The sequence below is a fragment of the Indibacter alkaliphilus LW1 genome (assembly GCF_000295935.2).
Classification (GTDB): Bacteria; Bacteroidota; Bacteroidia; order Cytophagales; family Cyclobacteriaceae; genus Indibacter; species Indibacter alkaliphilus.
Map to the genome: position 1 here is coordinate 179,519 of NZ_ALWO02000011.1, position 16,396 is coordinate 195,914.

General features: G+C 39.9%; 11 protein-coding genes and 4 tRNA genes. All 15 read right to left on the reverse strand.

What is annotated here, in order from left to right; genetic code table 11:
* Positions 1 to 165: 165 nt before the first annotated feature.
* Positions 166 to 495: a DUF3467 domain-containing protein gene (locus A33Q_RS02250; protein WP_016254519.1), complete on the reverse strand. Its 330-nt coding sequence runs from the start codon at positions 493 to 495 to the stop codon at positions 166 to 168.
* A gap of 66 nt (positions 496 to 561) precedes the next feature.
* Positions 562 to 4,872, reverse strand: coding sequence for a DNA-directed RNA polymerase subunit beta' (rpoC, locus tag A33Q_RS02255; protein WP_009034223.1), 4,311 nt, complete (start codon positions 4,870 to 4,872; stop codon positions 562 to 564).
* A gap of 47 nt (positions 4,873 to 4,919) precedes the next feature.
* Positions 4,920 to 8,795, reverse strand: a complete 3,876-nt coding sequence (gene rpoB / locus A33Q_RS02260; RefSeq protein ID WP_009034224.1) for a DNA-directed RNA polymerase subunit beta — start codon at positions 8,793 to 8,795, stop codon at positions 4,920 to 4,922.
* A gap of 159 nt (positions 8,796 to 8,954) precedes the next feature.
* On the reverse strand, positions 8,955 to 9,338 hold the full coding sequence (gene rplL, locus A33Q_RS02265; RefSeq protein ID WP_009034225.1) for a 50S ribosomal protein L7/L12: 384 nt from the start codon (positions 9,336 to 9,338) through the stop codon (positions 8,955 to 8,957).
* Positions 9,339 to 9,389: 51 nt separating this feature from the next.
* Positions 9,390 to 9,926 carry a 50S ribosomal protein L10 gene (rplJ, locus tag A33Q_RS02270; RefSeq protein ID WP_009034226.1) on the reverse strand — a complete coding sequence of 179 codons (537 nt, stop codon included), beginning with the start codon at positions 9,924 to 9,926 and terminating at the stop codon, positions 9,390 to 9,392.
* Positions 9,927 to 9,928: 2 nt separating this feature from the next.
* Entirely contained in the window at positions 9,929 to 10,627 is a 699-nt protein-coding gene (gene rplA, locus A33Q_RS02275; protein ID WP_009034227.1) for a 50S ribosomal protein L1, read from the reverse strand.
* Between the two features lie 11 nt (positions 10,628 to 10,638).
* Positions 10,639 to 11,082, reverse strand: coding sequence for a 50S ribosomal protein L11 (gene rplK, locus A33Q_RS02280; RefSeq protein ID WP_009034228.1), 444 nt, complete (start codon positions 11,080 to 11,082; stop codon positions 10,639 to 10,641).
* Between the two features lie 3 nt (positions 11,083 to 11,085).
* On the reverse strand, positions 11,086 to 11,643 hold the full coding sequence (gene nusG / locus A33Q_RS02285) for a transcription termination/antitermination protein NusG (RefSeq protein ID WP_009034229.1): 558 nt from the start codon (positions 11,641 to 11,643) through the stop codon (positions 11,086 to 11,088).
* 18 nt (positions 11,644 to 11,661) lie between these two features.
* Positions 11,662 to 11,850, reverse strand: a complete 189-nt coding sequence (gene secE, locus A33Q_RS02290) for a preprotein translocase subunit SecE (RefSeq protein WP_009034230.1) — start codon at positions 11,848 to 11,850, stop codon at positions 11,662 to 11,664.
* A gap of 17 nt (positions 11,851 to 11,867) precedes the next feature.
* Positions 11,868 to 11,938, reverse strand: a tRNA-Trp gene (locus A33Q_RS02295).
* Between the two features lie 117 nt (positions 11,939 to 12,055).
* Positions 12,056 to 13,243 carry an elongation factor Tu gene (gene tuf / locus A33Q_RS02300; protein ID WP_009034231.1) on the reverse strand — a complete coding sequence of 396 codons (1,188 nt, stop codon included), beginning with the start codon at positions 13,241 to 13,243 and terminating at the stop codon, positions 12,056 to 12,058.
* Positions 13,244 to 13,302: 59 nt separating this feature from the next.
* Positions 13,303 to 13,374 (reverse strand) — tRNA-Thr (locus tag A33Q_RS02305).
* Between the two features lie 31 nt (positions 13,375 to 13,405).
* A tRNA-Gly gene (locus A33Q_RS02310) sits at positions 13,406 to 13,478 on the reverse strand.
* 50 nt (positions 13,479 to 13,528) lie between these two features.
* Positions 13,529 to 13,611 (reverse strand) — tRNA-Tyr (locus A33Q_RS02315).
* Positions 13,612 to 13,764: 153 nt separating this feature from the next.
* A complete protein-coding gene (locus tag A33Q_RS02320; RefSeq protein ID WP_009034232.1) occupies positions 13,765 to 16,362 on the reverse strand; it encodes a M1 family metallopeptidase in 2,598 nt (865 codons plus the stop codon).
* Between the last annotated feature and the right edge of the window lie 34 nt (positions 16,363 to 16,396).

Sequence of the window (16,396 nt, forward strand, 5' to 3'; positions counted from 1 at the left end):
AATTTATTTTACTTCCTTAAACTTGTGAATTTTGGACTGCAAAGGTATGCAAATACGTAAAACAAACAAAATTAAGCTGTTGTATTTTCGTTAAATTGCAGCGATTCGGTTTTGGCTAATATTAATTCTATAATCCAAGAATAATTTTCTAATTCGGTAGCTGTTTCAAGCCTCCCCAAAAGTCCCCCCAAAGTTCATTGGAAAACTAGGCCCCTCTGAACCGCCTTCTATTTTGCCGAAAGCCTGCTCATATTTTCCGATGTTGTCCTTCAAAGCAGCCAATAATCTTTTGGCATGATCCGGAGTCATGATTATACGGGATTTCACTTTCGCCTTTGGCACACCAGGCATTAACCGGATAAAATCTATAACAAATTCAGAATTGGAGTGAGCTATCATAGCCAGGTTGGAATAAATTCCTTCTGCAACTTCTTCTGAGAGTTCAACATTGATCTGTTGGTCCTGATTGGGGTTTTGCCCTTTTCCGTCGTCCATAGTAATATTGTTTAGATAAAAAAAGGCCTGCATTTACAGGCCTTTTTATTTATATTTTACTTCCAATTATTTGATCGACTCTTTAGCCTTCTTGATAGATCTTTCTTTTTCTCCTGAAAGTCTATCATACTCTTCCTGCGAACCCACTAGAATATTGAGAATCTTTCTCTGTCCAGTACCTGCAGGAATCAAATGGCCTACAATCACATTTTCTTTAAGACCCAACAATTCATCTCGCTTTCCTCTGATCGCTGCCTCACTCAATACCTTGGTTGTCTCTTGGAAGGAAGCTGCAGATATAAAGCTTTCAGTACCCAAAGAAGCAGCTGTGATACCTTGCAAGGTAGGTTGTGAAACAGCTGTCTCTGCATCTCTCACTTGAACTAGCTTAAGGTCTCTGCGCTTTAAACTTGAGTTTTCGTCTCTCAACCTTCTTGCAGTAATGATCATGCCAGGTTTCAGTGTGGAAGAGTCTCCAGCATCCATAACAACTTTTTTGTCTAGGATATTGTCATTTTCTTCTCTGAAGGCCCACTTATCAACAATCTGTCCCTGAAGGAACCCGGTATCACCAGCATCAAGGATTTCAACTTTTTGCATCATCTGGCTCACAATCACCTCAATATGCTTATCATTGATTTTCACACCCTGTAGTCGGTAAACCTCTTGGATTTCATTTACCAAATATTCCTGAACAGCTGTTGGCCCTTTGATGGAAAGAATATCACTTGGAGTGATAGCTCCGTCAGAAAGTGGCTCTCCTGCTCTGATAAAATCGTTTTCCTGAACCAGGATATGCTTAGAAAGGGAAACCATGTATCTTTTCTTCACACCGTCCTTAGACTCAATGAAAATTTCTCTGTTACCTCTCTTAATACCACCATAAGTTACAACGCCGTCTATTTCAGAAACAACAGCCGGATTGGATGGGTTTCTTGCTTCAAACAACTCTGTCACTCTTGGAAGACCACCAGTGATATCTCTCGTTTTACCAACAGATCTAGGAATTTTTACCAAAATCTGTCCTGCTCTAACCTTTTCTCCTTGTTCAACTGCAAGGTGAGCTCCAACTGGAATGTTATATGACTTGGATTCCTCTCCGTAATTTACAATTACAGCAGGATTCTTAGTCTTATCTTTGGTATCTATGATTACTTTTTCTCTGTAACCCGTCTGATCATCAGCTACCTCCTTGAAAGTAATACCCTCAATGATGGAGTCGAAATCCACTTCTCCATCAAATTCGGAAAGAATGACTGCATTGTATGGATCCCAAGTACATAAAGAATCTCCTTTGGCTATTTTCTGACCATCTTTTACGTTCAGATTGGCACCGTAAGGAACGTGGTTTGAAACCAAAGTTTTACCGGACTTAGCGTCATTTATTTTGATTTCTCCAGATCTACCCATGACAATAGATACCGGCTCCCCTTCTTTATTAGTGGTTTCAATCCATCTCAACTCTTCCTCAAACTCAACAATACCGTCAAATTTAGCATTAATGCTTGCTTCTACAGAGATATTGGATGCTGTACCACCAACGTGGAAAGTTCTCAAGGTAAGCTGTGTACCTGGCTCACCAATGGACTGGGCAGCAATAACACCTACGGCCTCACCACTCTGTACCATTCCCCCTGTCGCCAGGTTTCGTCCGTAACATTTGCCACAAACTCCTCTTCTGGTTTCACAGGTCAAGACAGATCTGATTTCGACTTCCTCAATAGTAGACTCATCTACTTTTCTGGCAATCTCCTCAGTAATTTCAACTCCTGAAGTTACGATCAACTCCTCAGTGATCGGATCATAGACATCATGGACAGATACCCTACCCAAGATTCTTTCAGAAAGTGGCTCAACAATCTCATCATTGTCTTTCAACGCTGACACGACCAAGCCTCTTAGTGTACCACAGTCTTCTTCAGAAACAATCATATCCTGAGCTACATCAACTAATCTCCTGGTCAAATAACCTGCATCAGCTGTTTTCAGAGCTGTATCAGCAAGACCCTTACGGGCTCCGTGAGTGGAGATAAAGTATTCTAACACATCCAATCCTTCTTTAAAGTTTGAAAGAATTGGGTTTTCGATGATTTCACCTACAGATCCTTGAAGGTTTTTTTGTGGCTTTGCCATCAAACCTCTCATACCACCCAGCTGTCTGATCTGTTCTCTGGACCCTCTGGCTCCAGAGTGCATCATCATGTAGATGGCATTGAACCCTTGCTTATCTTCCTCCATTTGACGCATAAGAATATTCGTCAAATTAGAGTTGGTTCTAGTCCAGATATCAATAACCTGGTTATATCTTTCGTTATCCGTAATCAGACCCATCTGGTAGTTACTCACTACTTGATCTACCTCTTCCTTAGCTTTAACAATCAAGTGATCTTTTTCTTCAGGAATGATAACATCGTTCAATCCCATAGAAAGACCACCAGTGTAAGCCATTTGGAAACCTAAGTGTTTGATGTCATCAAGGAACTGGGCAGTTCGAGCTACGCCACATATCTTCACAACTTCGGAAATAATGTGTTGTAGCTTTTTCTTAGTTAAAAGCTCATTGACAAAACCTACTTCCTCTGGAACAAACTGGTTGAAAATTAATCTTCCAGCGATAGTTTCAATAATTTTCTCAGAAAGCTCTCCGTCTTCTCCTCTTACCTTAACTTTACATTTGATATGTGCATGTTGGGATATTCTTCCTTCATTCAAGGCAATAATTACTTCTTCTTCGCCATAGAAAGTTAAACCCTCACCCAATACAGGCTCTTCAGGGGTTGACTTTTTACCTTTGGTAACGTAGTACAAACCAAGAACCATATCCTGAGAAGGAACAGTAATTGGCGCACCATTGGCTGGGTTAAGAATATTGTGTGAAGAAAGCATCAAAGTCGAAGCTTCCAATATAGCCTCATGGCCAAGTGGTACATGAACAGCCATTTGGTCGCCGTCAAAGTCAGCATTGAATGCCGTACATACCAATGGGTGAAGCTGAATTGCCTTTCCTTCAATCAATTTTGGTTGGAAAGCCTGAATACCTAGCCTGTGAAGTGTCGGAGCTCTGTTAAGCAATACTGGATGTCCTTTCAATACATTTTCAAGGATATCCCATACAACAGGGTCTTTTCTATCTACAATCTTCTTAGCAGACTTCACTGTTTTTACAATCCCTCTCTCAATCAGTTTCCTGATGATAAAAGGTTTGAAAAGCTCAGCAGCCATATTTTTTGGCAGCCCACATTCATGAAGTTTCAATTCAGGACCTACCACGATAACTGAACGACCTGAATAATCGACCCTTTTACCAAGTAGGTTTTGACGGAATCTACCCTGCTTACCTTTCAACATATCAGAAAGGGATTTCAAAGCTCTGTTTCCATCAGATCTTACTGCATTGACTTTTCTTGAATTATCGAAAAGTGAATCAACAGCTTCCTGAAGCATTCTCTTTTCGTTTCTTAAAATTACCTCAGGAGCTTTGATATCAATCAACCTCTTCAGACGGTTGTTTCTAATAATTACTCTCCTGTAAAGATCATTCAAATCAGAAGTGGCAAATCTACCACCATCCAAAGGTACGAGAGGTCTCAATTCCGGCGGAATTACAGGAACCATCCTTACAACCATCCATTCGGGACGGTTTTCAATCCTTGTCCTGGCATCTCTAAAAGCTTCAACAACTTTCAACCTTTTCAAAGCTTCAGCTTTTCTTTGTTGGGATGTATCAGTAGCTGCCTGGTGTCTCAAACTATAAGAAAGGTCGTCAAGATCCAATCTTGCCAATAACATCTCAATTGCCTCAGCACCCATTTTTGCGATGAACTTATTAGGATCATCATCATCAAGCATTTGGTTTTCTTTTGGAAGCTTATCCATGATATCCAAATACTCATCTTCAGTCAAAAAGTCAAGATACTGTATTCCGTCCTCGGCTTTGATACCAGCTTGGATGACAGCATATCTTTCGTAGTAAACAATCTGATCAAGTTTTTTGGTAGGAAGCCCCAAAAGGTAACCTATCTTGTTTGGAAGAGACTTAAAATACCAGATATGTGCAACCGGAACCACCAATTCGATGTGCCCCATTCGCTCTCTTCTGACTTTCTTTTCAGTCACTTCAACACCACACCTGTCACAGATGATACCTTTATATCTTATGCGCTTATATTTTCCACAATGACATTCCCAATCTTTTACAGGACCGAAAATTCTCTCACAGAACAAACCGCCCATTTCAGGCTTATAAGTCCTATAATTGATAGTTTCGGGCTGCGTCACTTCACCATGTGAACTATCCAGAATGGATTCTGGAGAGGCCAAACTAATAGTGACTCTTGAGAAGTCGTTGTTTAGTTTTTTGTTTTTTCTGAACGCCATAATTGTTGAAGAGTATGTTAAGGGCCTTCCGGCCCATTTAATTTAAATTAGTCAAGGGTAATTTCAAGTGCCAAGCCTCTAAGCTCATGTACCAATACATTGAAAGATTCCGGAATGTTTGGTTTAGGGAGATTTTCTCCTTTTACAATTGCTTCGTAAGCTTTGGCCCTACCCACCACGTCATCAGATTTCACTGTCAGAATCTCCTGAAGGACATGGGATGCACCGAAAGCTTCAAGCGCCCACACTTCCATTTCGCCAAATCTCTGACCACCAAATTGAGCTTTACCACCCAATGGCTGTTGTGTAATCAAAGAATATGGACCAATAGACCTCGCGTGCATTTTATCATCTACCAAGTGACCTAGTTTCAGCATGTAGGTGATCCCTACGGTAACTGGTTGTTCGAATCTCTTACCGCTCAAACCGTCATACAAGTAAGTTCGCCCATATGCCGGAAGTCCAGCTGCATCGAGTTCGGCAGAAACCTCTTCCATAGTGGCACCATCAAATATAGGTGTGGCATACTTTTTACCCAATTTCAATCCTGCCCAAGCTAGAACAGTCTCGTAAATCTGGCCAATGTTCATCCTTGAAGGTACACCCAGAGGGTTCAACACAATATCCATAGGAGTACCATCTTCCAAGAATGGCATGTCTTCATCTCTAACAATTCGGGCAACAATACCTTTATTACCATGACGACCGGCCATTTTATCACCTACCTTAAGTTTTCTTTTCTTGGCAATGTAAACTTTAGCTAACTGAACGATTCCTGCTGGCAACTCATCTCCCACTTCAAGAGTAAATTTCTCTCTCTTGAATCTACCGGAGATTTCATTTCTAGCATTTACATAATTTTTGACAAGCTGCTGAATAAGACTATTTACATGTGCATCTTCACACCAGTCATCAAGAATGATATCTGAAATCAGATTAGCTTCCTCAGGCACATTGTAGTTAGACTCATCTCTGTAAGGGTTTTTTGCAGGGAAAAGATTCTGCTCAATATTCTTCGCATTGAACTTCACGCCCTTGCTGATAATCTCATCTCCAAATTTGTGCTTAACTCCCTGAGATGTCTTCCCATCTAGTAAGGAAATCAATTTATTGATCATTTTGGCTCTGATACCTAAAAGATCTTTGGCATACTGTCCTTTAAGTTTTTCAACTTCAGCCTTAGCCTTTGCTCTAAGGTCCTTGTCTTTTTTAGGTCTAGAGAACAACTTGGTTTCAATCACAACACCATTGAGTGAAGGGGAAGCTTTCAAAGAAGCATCTTTGACATCACCTGCTTTATCTCCGAAGATAGCTCTAAGAAGTTTTTCTTCAGGAGTTGGATCTGTTTCACCTTTTGGTGTGATTTTACCTATAATTATATCTCCTTCTTTGACCTCTGCACCAATTCTTATGATTCCATTCTCATCAAGATTTTTGACAGCTTCTTCAGAGACATTAGGGATTTCGGATGTTAGTTCTTCCTCTCCCCTTTTGGTATCTCTTACTTCAAGTTGGAATTCTTCTATATGGATAGAAGTAAAGATATCCTCTCTTACAACTCTTTCTGAGATTACAATTGCATCCTCAAAGTTGTATCCTTGCCATGGCATGTAAGCGACTTTCAGGTTTTTACCTAAAGCTAGTTCACCTTGATTGGTTGAATAACCTTCAACCAACACTTGCCCCTTAACAATTTTATCCCCTTTAAGAACAAGTGGAGTCAGGTTGATAGTCGTATCCTGATTTGTTCTTCTGAACTTGATCAAGTCATACGTCTTATATTGGTCACTAAAATTCACCAATAGTTCATCATCAGAAAGATCATATTTGATGGTGATCTTGGTTGCATCTACGTAATCCACAACACCATCAGCCTCTGCAAGAACCAATGATCTACTGTCAATAGCTGCTTTTCCTTCAAGGCCAGTCCCAACAATTGGTGACTCTGGCTTCAACAAAGGAACTGCTTGACGCTGCATGTTTGAACCCATCAAGGCCCTGTTCGCATCATCATGCTCCAAGAACGGAATTAAAGAGGCTGCAACAGATACAATCTGGTTTGGAGCGATATCCATGTAGCTGATTTCATGTGGTTCAAGAACCGGGAAATCACCTTCAAATCTTGCTTTCACCTTTTCGTTGACAAATTTACCGCTATCGTCCAACGGTGCATTCGCTTGAGCAATATTGTTATCATCCTCTTCTTCTGCGGTCAAGAAAACAATGTCTTTCTTGTCCATGCTGACCTTCCCTTCTTTTACTTTTCGGTAAGGAGTCTCAAGGAATCCCATTGAGTTTACCTTGGCATGTACACACAAAGAAGAAATAAGACCAATGTTAGGACCTTCAGGTGTTTCAATGGTACAAAGTCGGCCATAGTGAGTATAGTGAACGTCACGTACTTCAAATCCTGCTCTTTCTCTAGATAGACCTCCAGGTCCCAATGCTGACAATCTTCTCTTGTGAGTCAATTCAGCTAGCGGGTTGGTTTGATCCATAAATTGAGAAAGCTGGTTTGTCCCAAAGAAGGAATTGATGACTGATGACAATGTTCTCGCGTTGATCAAATCAACAGGTTTGAAATCTTCATTGTCCCTTACATTCATTCTTTCTCGGATTGTCCTTGCCATTCTTGCAAGACCAACACCAAACTGACTGTAAAGCTGCTCTCCTACTGTCCTAACTCTTCTATTACTCAAGTGATCAATATCATCAACTACAGCCTTAGAATTGATCAAACCAATTAGGTACTTCACAATACTGATAATATCTTCTGTAGTCAAAACGATCTTCTCAGAATCAATTTCAAGACCTAACTTCTTATTAATTCTATATCTACCAACTTCCCCCAAATCATACCTCTTGTCAGAGAAGAATAATCCATGAATTACTTCTCTGGCAGTAGACTCATCAGGAGCTTCTGTATTTCTTAATTGTCTATATATTACCTCTACAGCTTCTTTTTCGGAGTTGGAATTATCTTTTTGAAGCGTATTATAAATAATAGAGTAATCTGCTACATTGACATCTTCTCTATGAAGAATAATTGATTTAGAACCAGAGTCCAAGATCAACTCAATATCTTCTTCCGTAAGGATAGAGTCTCTTTCAAGAAGTACTTCATTTCTATCGATTGAAACTACTTCGCCTGTATCTTCATCAACAAAGTCCTCAACCCAAGTTTTAAGAACACGTGCAGCAAGTTTTCTGCCGGTGATCTTTTTGAGATTAGATTTGGTAGCATCAATTTCTTCAGAAAGTCCGAATAAATCGAGAATTTGCTTATCTGATCCATAACCTATGGCTCTTAAAAGGGTAGTTACAGGGAATTTCTTTTTCCTATCGATATAGGCGTACATCACATTATTGATGTCAGTTGCAAATTCAATCCAACTACCTTTGAAAGGGATGATCCTGGCCGAATAAAGCTTAGTTCCGTTAGTGTGCTTACTTTGGGCAAAAAATACTCCTGGAGACCTGTGTAACTGCGACACTATGACCCGCTCGGCACCATTAATCACAAATGAACCTTTTTCAGTCATATATGGAAGGTTTCCTAGGAAAACTTCCTGTTCAATGGTTTCAAAATCCTCATTATCTTCGTCATGACAAAGCAAGCGAAGTTTAGCTTTAAGGGGAACCGAATAGGTGAGACCTCTATCGATACATTCTCCAACACTGTATTTTGGAGGGTCTACTGTGTAGTCAATAAACTCAAGGGTGAAATTTTCCCTGGAATCAGAGATTGGGAAATTTTCTGAAAACACCTTGAAAAGACCATCTTGTCTTCTTCTTTCAGCAGGAGTATCCAATTGAAAGAAGTCCTTAAAGGATTGAAGCTGGATGTCTAAGAAATCCGGATAGTCTTTGACTACCTTTATAGATGAGAAACTTTTCCTTACGGTTTGATTCTGGATAGCCAAGGCAGTATATGTTTTTAGTGAAAATTATTAATGGAAAGCGACAATTTTCGCTTGAAATAGTGCAATTTAATTCCTGTGCACAAACAGGAAAAGACCTGACTTATATATTAGTCAGGTCTATACCTTTAACCTTATCCTAAGGAGGAAAGGCCAGTCAAATTACTTGATCTCTACTTCAGCACCCGCCTCTTCAAGAGACTTTTTCAAAGCTTCAGCTTCGTCTTTCGCAATACCTTCTTTTACTGCTTTAGGAGCACTGTCAACCAATTCTTTAGCTTCTTTCAAGCCAAGACCAGTCAATTCTTTAACAAGCTTAACTACAGCCAATTTCTGACCACCAGCTGCTTTTAAAACAACGTCGAAGGAAGTTTTTTCTTCAGCTTCAGCAGCACCTGCACCGGCACCAGCTCCAGGACCTGCAACTGCAACTGCAGCAGCAGCTGGTTCGATTCCGTAGTTGTCTTTTAGTATATCAGCCAATTCTTTTACTTCTTTTACAGTCAAGTTTACTAACTGTTCAGCAAGTTGATTAAGATCTGCCATTGTATTAATATTTAAATTGTTGATTTTTTAACTTAATGATTATGATATTGATTATTCTTTCTCAGAAAGGGTCTGAACAAGTCCAGCCAAAGTATTCTGTCCGCTTTGAAGCGCAGAAATAAGATTTTTGGCAGGAGATTGAAGAAGTGCAATGACGTCTCCAAGAAGTTCTTGTTTAGATTTCAGATTAGAAAGCATTTCTAATTGATCTTCTCCGGTAAATACATCTGAATCTATGGATGCTCCTTTAAAGATTGGCTTAGTTTCCTTCTTACCTTGTTTCTTTCTGAAGTCCAAAAGGACCTTAGCAGGAAGATTTCCTACTTCTTTTGAAAAGATGATGCCGGAAAATCCTTTAAGAGCGACAGAAGATAGCTCTTCATAATCTCCTTCTAAATTCTCAAGCGCCTTTTTGATCAAAGTATTTTTGTACACTTTGTATTCAACACCTTTTTCAAAACAGGTTCTTCTGAAGGCATTTACCTTTGCAACACTAAAACCCGATGCATCTGTGATATAGAAATAAGGGTTTTCTTTGAATTTCTCGGTAAGACCTTCGATTATTTCTAATTTTTCTTCTCTAGTCATGATTAAATTCCTTGAATACTTCCTTTATCTATTTTGATGCCCGGAGACATTGTGCTTGACAAGTGAATGCTCCTAAAATAAGTACCTTTTGAGGACGCAGGCTTTAGCTTAGAAATTGTGTTGATAAGTTCTTTTGCGTTGTCCTGGATTTTATCAGGACCAAAAGAAACTCTTCCTACACTGGCATGAATGATTCCAAACTTATCTACCTTGAAATCAATTTTACCAGCTTTCACTTCTTTTACAGCTTTTCCTACCTCTAAGGTAACCGTTCCGGATTTTGGGTTTGGCATAAGTCCTCTTGGACCTAAAACCCTACCTAATCTACCGACTTTAGCCATAACATTAGGCATAGTGATGATGACATCTACGTCAGTCCATCCACCTTCAATTTTAGCAATATAGTCATCTAGACCTACATAATCTGCACCAGCTTCTCTAGCTTCTTCTTCCTTGTCAGGAGTACAAAGTACAAGTACTTTTACCTCTCTACCAGTTCCGTGTGGCAATGCTACCACACCTCTTACCATTTGATCTGCTTTTCTTGGATCTACACCCAAACGGATGTCAAGATCAACAGAAGCATCAAATTTGGCATTGGTGATTTCCTTTACAATGGAAGAAGCTTCCTCTAGGGAGTACTGCTGGCTTGGGTCGTACTTAGAAAGAGCTTCTTTTTGCTTTTTTGTTAACTTAGCCATAGTTTGTTTAATTAATCCTCCCAGGGGGCTTTACCAGAAACAGTGATACCCATACTTCTAGCAGTACCTGCAATCATTTTCATGGCAGATTCTACTTTGAAAGCGTTTAAGTCAGGCATTTTTACCTCTGCAATTTCTTTAACCTGATCCCAAGTGACAGAACCTACTTTTTTCCTGTTTGGCTCTGCTGACCCACCCTTTATTTTCGCCGCCTCAATCAGCATGTTAGCTGCAGGAGGTGTCTTTACTACGAATTCAAAAGACTTGTCAGAGAAAACAGTAATCAAAACAGGTAATACCTGTCCCATTTTGTCTTGGGTTCTGGCATTGAACTGCTTACAGAACTCCATGATGTTCAAACCCTTGGAACCAAGAGCCGGACCAACCGGAGGTGATGGATTTGCCTGGCCACCTTTCACCTGTAATTTCACATAACCAGTGATTTCCTTAGCCATTTCCTAGTCTTGTTTTTCTACTTGTATAAAGTTTAATTCAACAGGTGTGTTTCGACCGAAGATCTTGACCATAACATTCAATTTCTTCTTGTCTTCAAACACCTCTTCTATTGTTCCCGAGAAACCACTGAAAGGACCGTCCATTACTTTTACGGTCTCTCCAACTATAAATGGTGTATCCAATTTCTCTGCAAACTCATCAATCTCTTCAACACGACCTAAGATCCTGTTAACTTCTGATTGACGTAATGGCTCAGGGGTTTTGGAAGCCCCCCCTTGGTTTGACCCTAAGAAACCGATTACTCCCGGTATACTTGTAATTACATGATTAGCTTCACCATGTGATAGGTCGGCATTGATAAGCACATAGCCAGGAAAAAAATTTCTTTCCCTCACACGCTTTTTGCCGTTACGCATTTCGTAAACTTTTTCGGAGGGTATCAAGACTTCAGGAATATAATCCTCAAGTTTTTGACGGACAATTTCATTATCCAAGTAAGTCTTGGCTTTTTTCTCTTGCCCTGCTACCACCCTAAGTACATACCACTTATGTTCAGCCATCAGTAATTGATATTCAGATTAGAATAAATCGTAGAACCACTTCATCAAATTCTCGAATCCCAAATCAATGAGGCCTATCACCAGTGCAAAAATGATAGATGCTACTATCACCAATACAGCGCTGTTTTGCAAAAACGAATAAGAAGGCCAAGTCACCTTGTTCTTCATTTCGTCTATGGATTCAACTACAAAATTTTTAATATTCATGGTCTACTATAATTTTGCACGGGCAGAGAGATTCGAACTCCCATCAACGGTTTTGGAGACCGCTATTCTACCATTGAACTATGCCCGTAGAATATTTGGTTCCCCAAAAGGGAACGCAAAAGTAGTTACAATTGGAACAAGAAACAAATGCGATCCCGAAAAATAATTCAGGATCGCATTTGAATTTTATAATCAATTTGGAAAATTAGTCAAGAATTTCTGTTACCTGACCAGCTCCTACAGTTCTACCACCTTCTCTGATAGCAAAACGAAGACCTTTTTCCAAAGCAACTGCATTCAATAAGTTAACTTCGATTGTAACGTTATCACCTGGCATTACCATTTCAACGTTCTCAGGAAGTTTGATCTCTCCAGTAACATCAGTAGTTCTTAAGTAGAACTGAGGACGATACTTGTTGAAGAATGGAGTGTGACGTCCACCCTCTTCTTTGGAAAGAACGTAAACTTCTGCTTTGAAGTGAGCGTGAGGAGTAACAGATCCTGGCTTACAGATAATCATACCTCTCTTGATTTGAGACTTTTCAATACCTCTCAACAAAAGACCTACGTTATCACCCGCTTCACCTCTATCAAGAATCTTACGGAACATCTCAACACCAGTCACGGTAGACTTAAGGCCTTGCGCTCCCATACCGATAATATCTACCGGATCACCAGAGTTAATTACACCTCTTTCAATTCTACCAGTAGCAACTGTACCACGACCAGTGATCGAGAATACGTCTTCAACAGGCATTAAGAAGTCTTTGTCGATCAAACGCTCAGGAAGCGGAATATGATTGTCAACTGCATCCATTAACTCCATTACAGTGTTAACCCACTTTTCTTCACCGTTCAAAGCACCAAGTGCAGAACCAGCGATAACTGGGATATTGTCACCGTCAAATTCGTAGAAAGAAAGCAATTCTCTAACTTCCATTTCAACTAATTCAAGAAGTTCAGGGTCATCGACCATGTCAACTTTGTTCAAAAATACTACTAGCGCTGGTACACCTACCTGACGAGCCAAAAGAATGTGCTCTCTTGTCTGTGGCATAGGTCCATCAGTTGCAGCTACCACTAGGATAGCGCCATCCATCTGGGCAGCACCAGTTACCATGTTCTTCACGTAATCAGCGTGACCAGGACAATCTACGTGAGCGTAGTGTCTTGCGTTTGTCTGATACTCAACGTGAGAAGTGTTAATGGTGATACCTCTTTCTTTTTCTTCTGGAGCGTTGTCGATAGAAGAGAAATCTCTTAATTCGGAAAGACCCTTAGAAGCCAAAACTGTGGTAATGGCAGCAGTCAAAGTTGTCTTTCCATGGTCTACGTGACCAATCGTACCGATATTAACGTGCGGTTTGGAACGGTCAAAGGTTGCTTTTGCCATGCGTGAAAATCCTCTGTTTTAGTTAAAGATATAATTTTTAAATTCTATTAATGCTTCTGAGCCAACGACGGGATTTGAACCCGTGACCCCTTCCTTACCAAGGAAGTACTCTACCCCTGAGCTACGTCGGCTGATAACATTTATATGCTATAAAAAGCATAGAGCGGGAGACGAGGCTCGAACCCGCGACCTGCAGCTTGGAAGGCTGCCGCTCTACCAACTGAGCTACTCCCGCTTTTTAAAACCTAATGCAAAACTACTAAAATATTTTGCATTTCAATTTTGTGGGGGAAACAGGATTCGAACCTGTGAAGACATAAGTCAACGGATTTACAGTCCGTCCCAGTTGGCCGCTTTGGTATTCCCCCAACTGAATTTTCGCTAAAACATTGATACTTTGAAGCTTTTCGATGTCTTAACGGATGGCAAAATTATACCCTTTTCGTAAACATTCAAAATAATGGTAAAATTTTTCCGACTATTTTTATGACGCTCTATTTAACCCTATAAAAATCAACAGATTAATTTTCCTCTAGATAAGGAGAAAGAAAAAATTCCATATAATCTTTTGCCATTTGATCCTTTTCTTCAGCAAAAATCCTCTTGGCTTGATCCACTACTCCTGGTTCATCTACAAAACCAAAAATACCCATAAAAGCTGCTATTCTAACATAAGATGCCCTGTGTTCAGAAGCTAGTTTTACCAAGTTGTTTACCGCCAATTCTGAATTCCCCCCCCTAATTTTGGAGAAATAGTCAGCATAATAGCCTACAAAATAATAAAGTGACTGACCACCTAGATTTTCAAGCTTCTTATGAAACCAGTCTGACTCTTCAGCATGCTCCTCCGAAATGAAATAATCTGCAAGTGCAACAATTATCCTGATGTTCCGGCTTTCTCTGAACCTTTCTGCTATCTCATCTCTATTGGTATTACTGTCATTTTCCAGGTAAGCCTGCAAAGCTGTTCCAGCTACGTAATATGAGGGATCATTCATCCATCGCAGGAATGCCGGTGAATATTTCCCCCCATCAATCAAACTTAATAACTCAATAGCACCTAGCCTCACTGTATTTTTTTGGTCATTCTCTGCAATTTCGAACAGCTTTTCCTCAATATTCTCTATTTGAGAAATCCAATCCGGATTTTGAGAGATTTTCATGACAGCCATTTCTCGGATTGCCCAAAAAGGATCCTGCAGTGCCCTTTCAATCACAGAAGTCACCTCCGGATCATTTGAATAATCAGAACTTAAACTGTCCAATGCCTCATACCTTGATACCCCAAAAGTAGATTCCTTGAATTGGTTAATAAAATGAGCCTTTCCCCTGTAAGATTTTTTTTCAGCCAAAAGTTGCTGACTCTCATCAAAATAAAGCTCGGTGATCGGAACCTCATTTTCAATTGCAAATTGTTGCCATGCTTTATCCAAAATATATTCTTTCACAAAACGCTCCCCACCGCTATACCAACTTACCTTGAAAGGTAACTTATAAAGCGGTGTGTTTTCAAAATCCTGTCTTTGGGAAACTGTCAATAAAAGGTTTTCAGGCTGTGAATAGTCTACCTCGTATTCCAATACTGGATGACCTGAATCTAAAAACCACTGATTGAAAAACCAATTGAGATCTATCCCTGTAACCTCTTCAAAAGCCAACCTTAAATCATGGACTTCCACACTTCGGAAGGCATGCTTCGTTAAATAATGTTGAAGGGAACTGAAAAACGCATCATCTCCAAGATAATCACGCAACATGTGAAGAATTCTGCCTCCTTTAGCATAGGAGTGATTGTCAAACATATCCTCTGGATCATCATAATAAAACCTGATCAAATCCACCTGCTTCCTTTTTGCCTCACTTAAATATTGCTCCAATTCGGATACATGATGAAGGTCAGCCTCATCACGGCCCTCCTTATAGTCATACCAGAGGTATTCAGAATAATTGGCAAAAGCTTCGTTTAAAGTCAGGTTTGACCATGACTCATTAGTGACATAATTTCCAAACCACTGATGAAATAATTCATGGGCTATTATTCCATCCCACTCTGAATCAATTGCCTCTCTCTCATCAAGATTTAGCTCTTCCATGAAAACAGAAACCGTGGTATTTTCCATAGCCCCAGAAACAAAATCCCTGACCACAACTTGGTCATATTTCTGCCAAGGGTACCTCACTCCCAATATCTCTGAAAAGAAACCGATCATTTCCGGCGTGTTTTTAAAAACCGTTTTTGCCCCTTCTTCAAATTCTTTTTCAACATAATAATTAACCTGCAATCCCTCCCATTCATCTTTGATTTCTACAAAATCACCCACCACTATTGCTGCCAGATATGGGGCATGGGGTAAATCCATCTGCCAATGGTCGGTGCGATTACCATCAGCTTGGGTAGTACTGGAAATCAGGGTGCCGTTACTGATTGTCCTAAACTGCTCAGGTACTGTAAGTCTGATTTCTTGTGTAGTTCTTTCATTGGGCGAATCAATGGTTGGAAACCATTTAGAGTTGTGCTCTGTCTCCCCTTGCGTCCAGATTTGAATAGGCTTATTTTCATTCCCTTGGGTATTGATAAAGTATAGTCCTTTCCTATCAGTTATTGCAACACTCCCTTGACCGGAATTCTCATTGGGCATTGCAGTATATTTGATTTTAACCTGAAGCGTATCCTTATTTGTATACTCCCTGGGTAAATAAATTGTAGCTTTCTGAGTATTGTATCTGAAATTTAAAACATCTTCTTTTCCATCCTCCACAAGCCAAATATTATGAATATCAAAGTCTTTGGCATCTAGAACTAAAGCACTCTGGGGGAAAAAATAAGGTTTGATCAAAAGCTTTGCTTCTCCAAAAACCAATTCATTTTCAAAATCAAAAGAAAGATCCAGAGCTGTATGAATCAAATCAAAATCCCTTTGGTTGGAGCTGCGGTATTCTGAAATTTCACTTTCCAACTTCCTAACCTTTTCGGATTTTTCATGATCCTTTAAATCCTGCTGATCAACAGCTACATTATTTTGTTCACTGCCTTCTTCTACAGTAATATTAGCAGTCTGGCAAGACCAAAACAGGACAAACACAATGGCTAAAATGGGTCTGGTTTTATCCAATTTCATAAAAAGGGTTTTTAAAGATAAATCGTATATTAGG

Bases quoted from the DNA above. Each gene is read 5' to 3' on its own strand.
- A33Q_RS02320 (WP_009034232.1), bottom strand. From the start codon at position 16,362: ATGAAATTGGATAAAACCAGACCCATTTTAGCCATTGTGTTTGTCCTG.
- rplL (WP_009034225.1), bottom strand. From the start codon at position 9,338: ATGGCAGATCTTAATCAACTTGCTGAACAGTTAGTAAACTTGACTGTA.
- rplA (WP_009034227.1), bottom strand. From the start codon at position 10,627: ATGGCTAAGTTAACAAAAAAGCAAAAAGAAGCTCTTTCTAAGTACGAC.
- secE (WP_009034230.1), bottom strand. From the start codon at position 11,850: ATGAATATTAAAAATTTTGTAGTTGAATCCATAGACGAAATGAAGAAC.
- nusG (WP_009034229.1), bottom strand. From the start codon at position 11,643: ATGGCTGAACATAAGTGGTATGTACTTAGGGTGGTAGCAGGGCAAGAG.
- A33Q_RS02250 (WP_016254519.1), bottom strand. From the start codon at position 495: ATGGACGACGGAAAAGGGCAAAACCCCAATCAGGACCAACAGATCAAT.
- rpoC (WP_009034223.1), bottom strand. From the start codon at position 4,872: ATGGCGTTCAGAAAAAACAAAAAACTAAACAACGACTTCTCAAGAGTC.
- rplK (WP_009034228.1), bottom strand. From the start codon at position 11,082: ATGGCTAAGGAAATCACTGGTTATGTGAAATTACAGGTGAAAGGTGGC.
- rplJ (WP_009034226.1), bottom strand. From the start codon at position 9,926: ATGACTAGAGAAGAAAAATTAGAAATAATCGAAGGTCTTACCGAGAAA.
- tuf (WP_009034231.1), bottom strand. From the start codon at position 13,243: ATGGCAAAAGCAACCTTTGACCGTTCCAAACCGCACGTTAATATCGGT.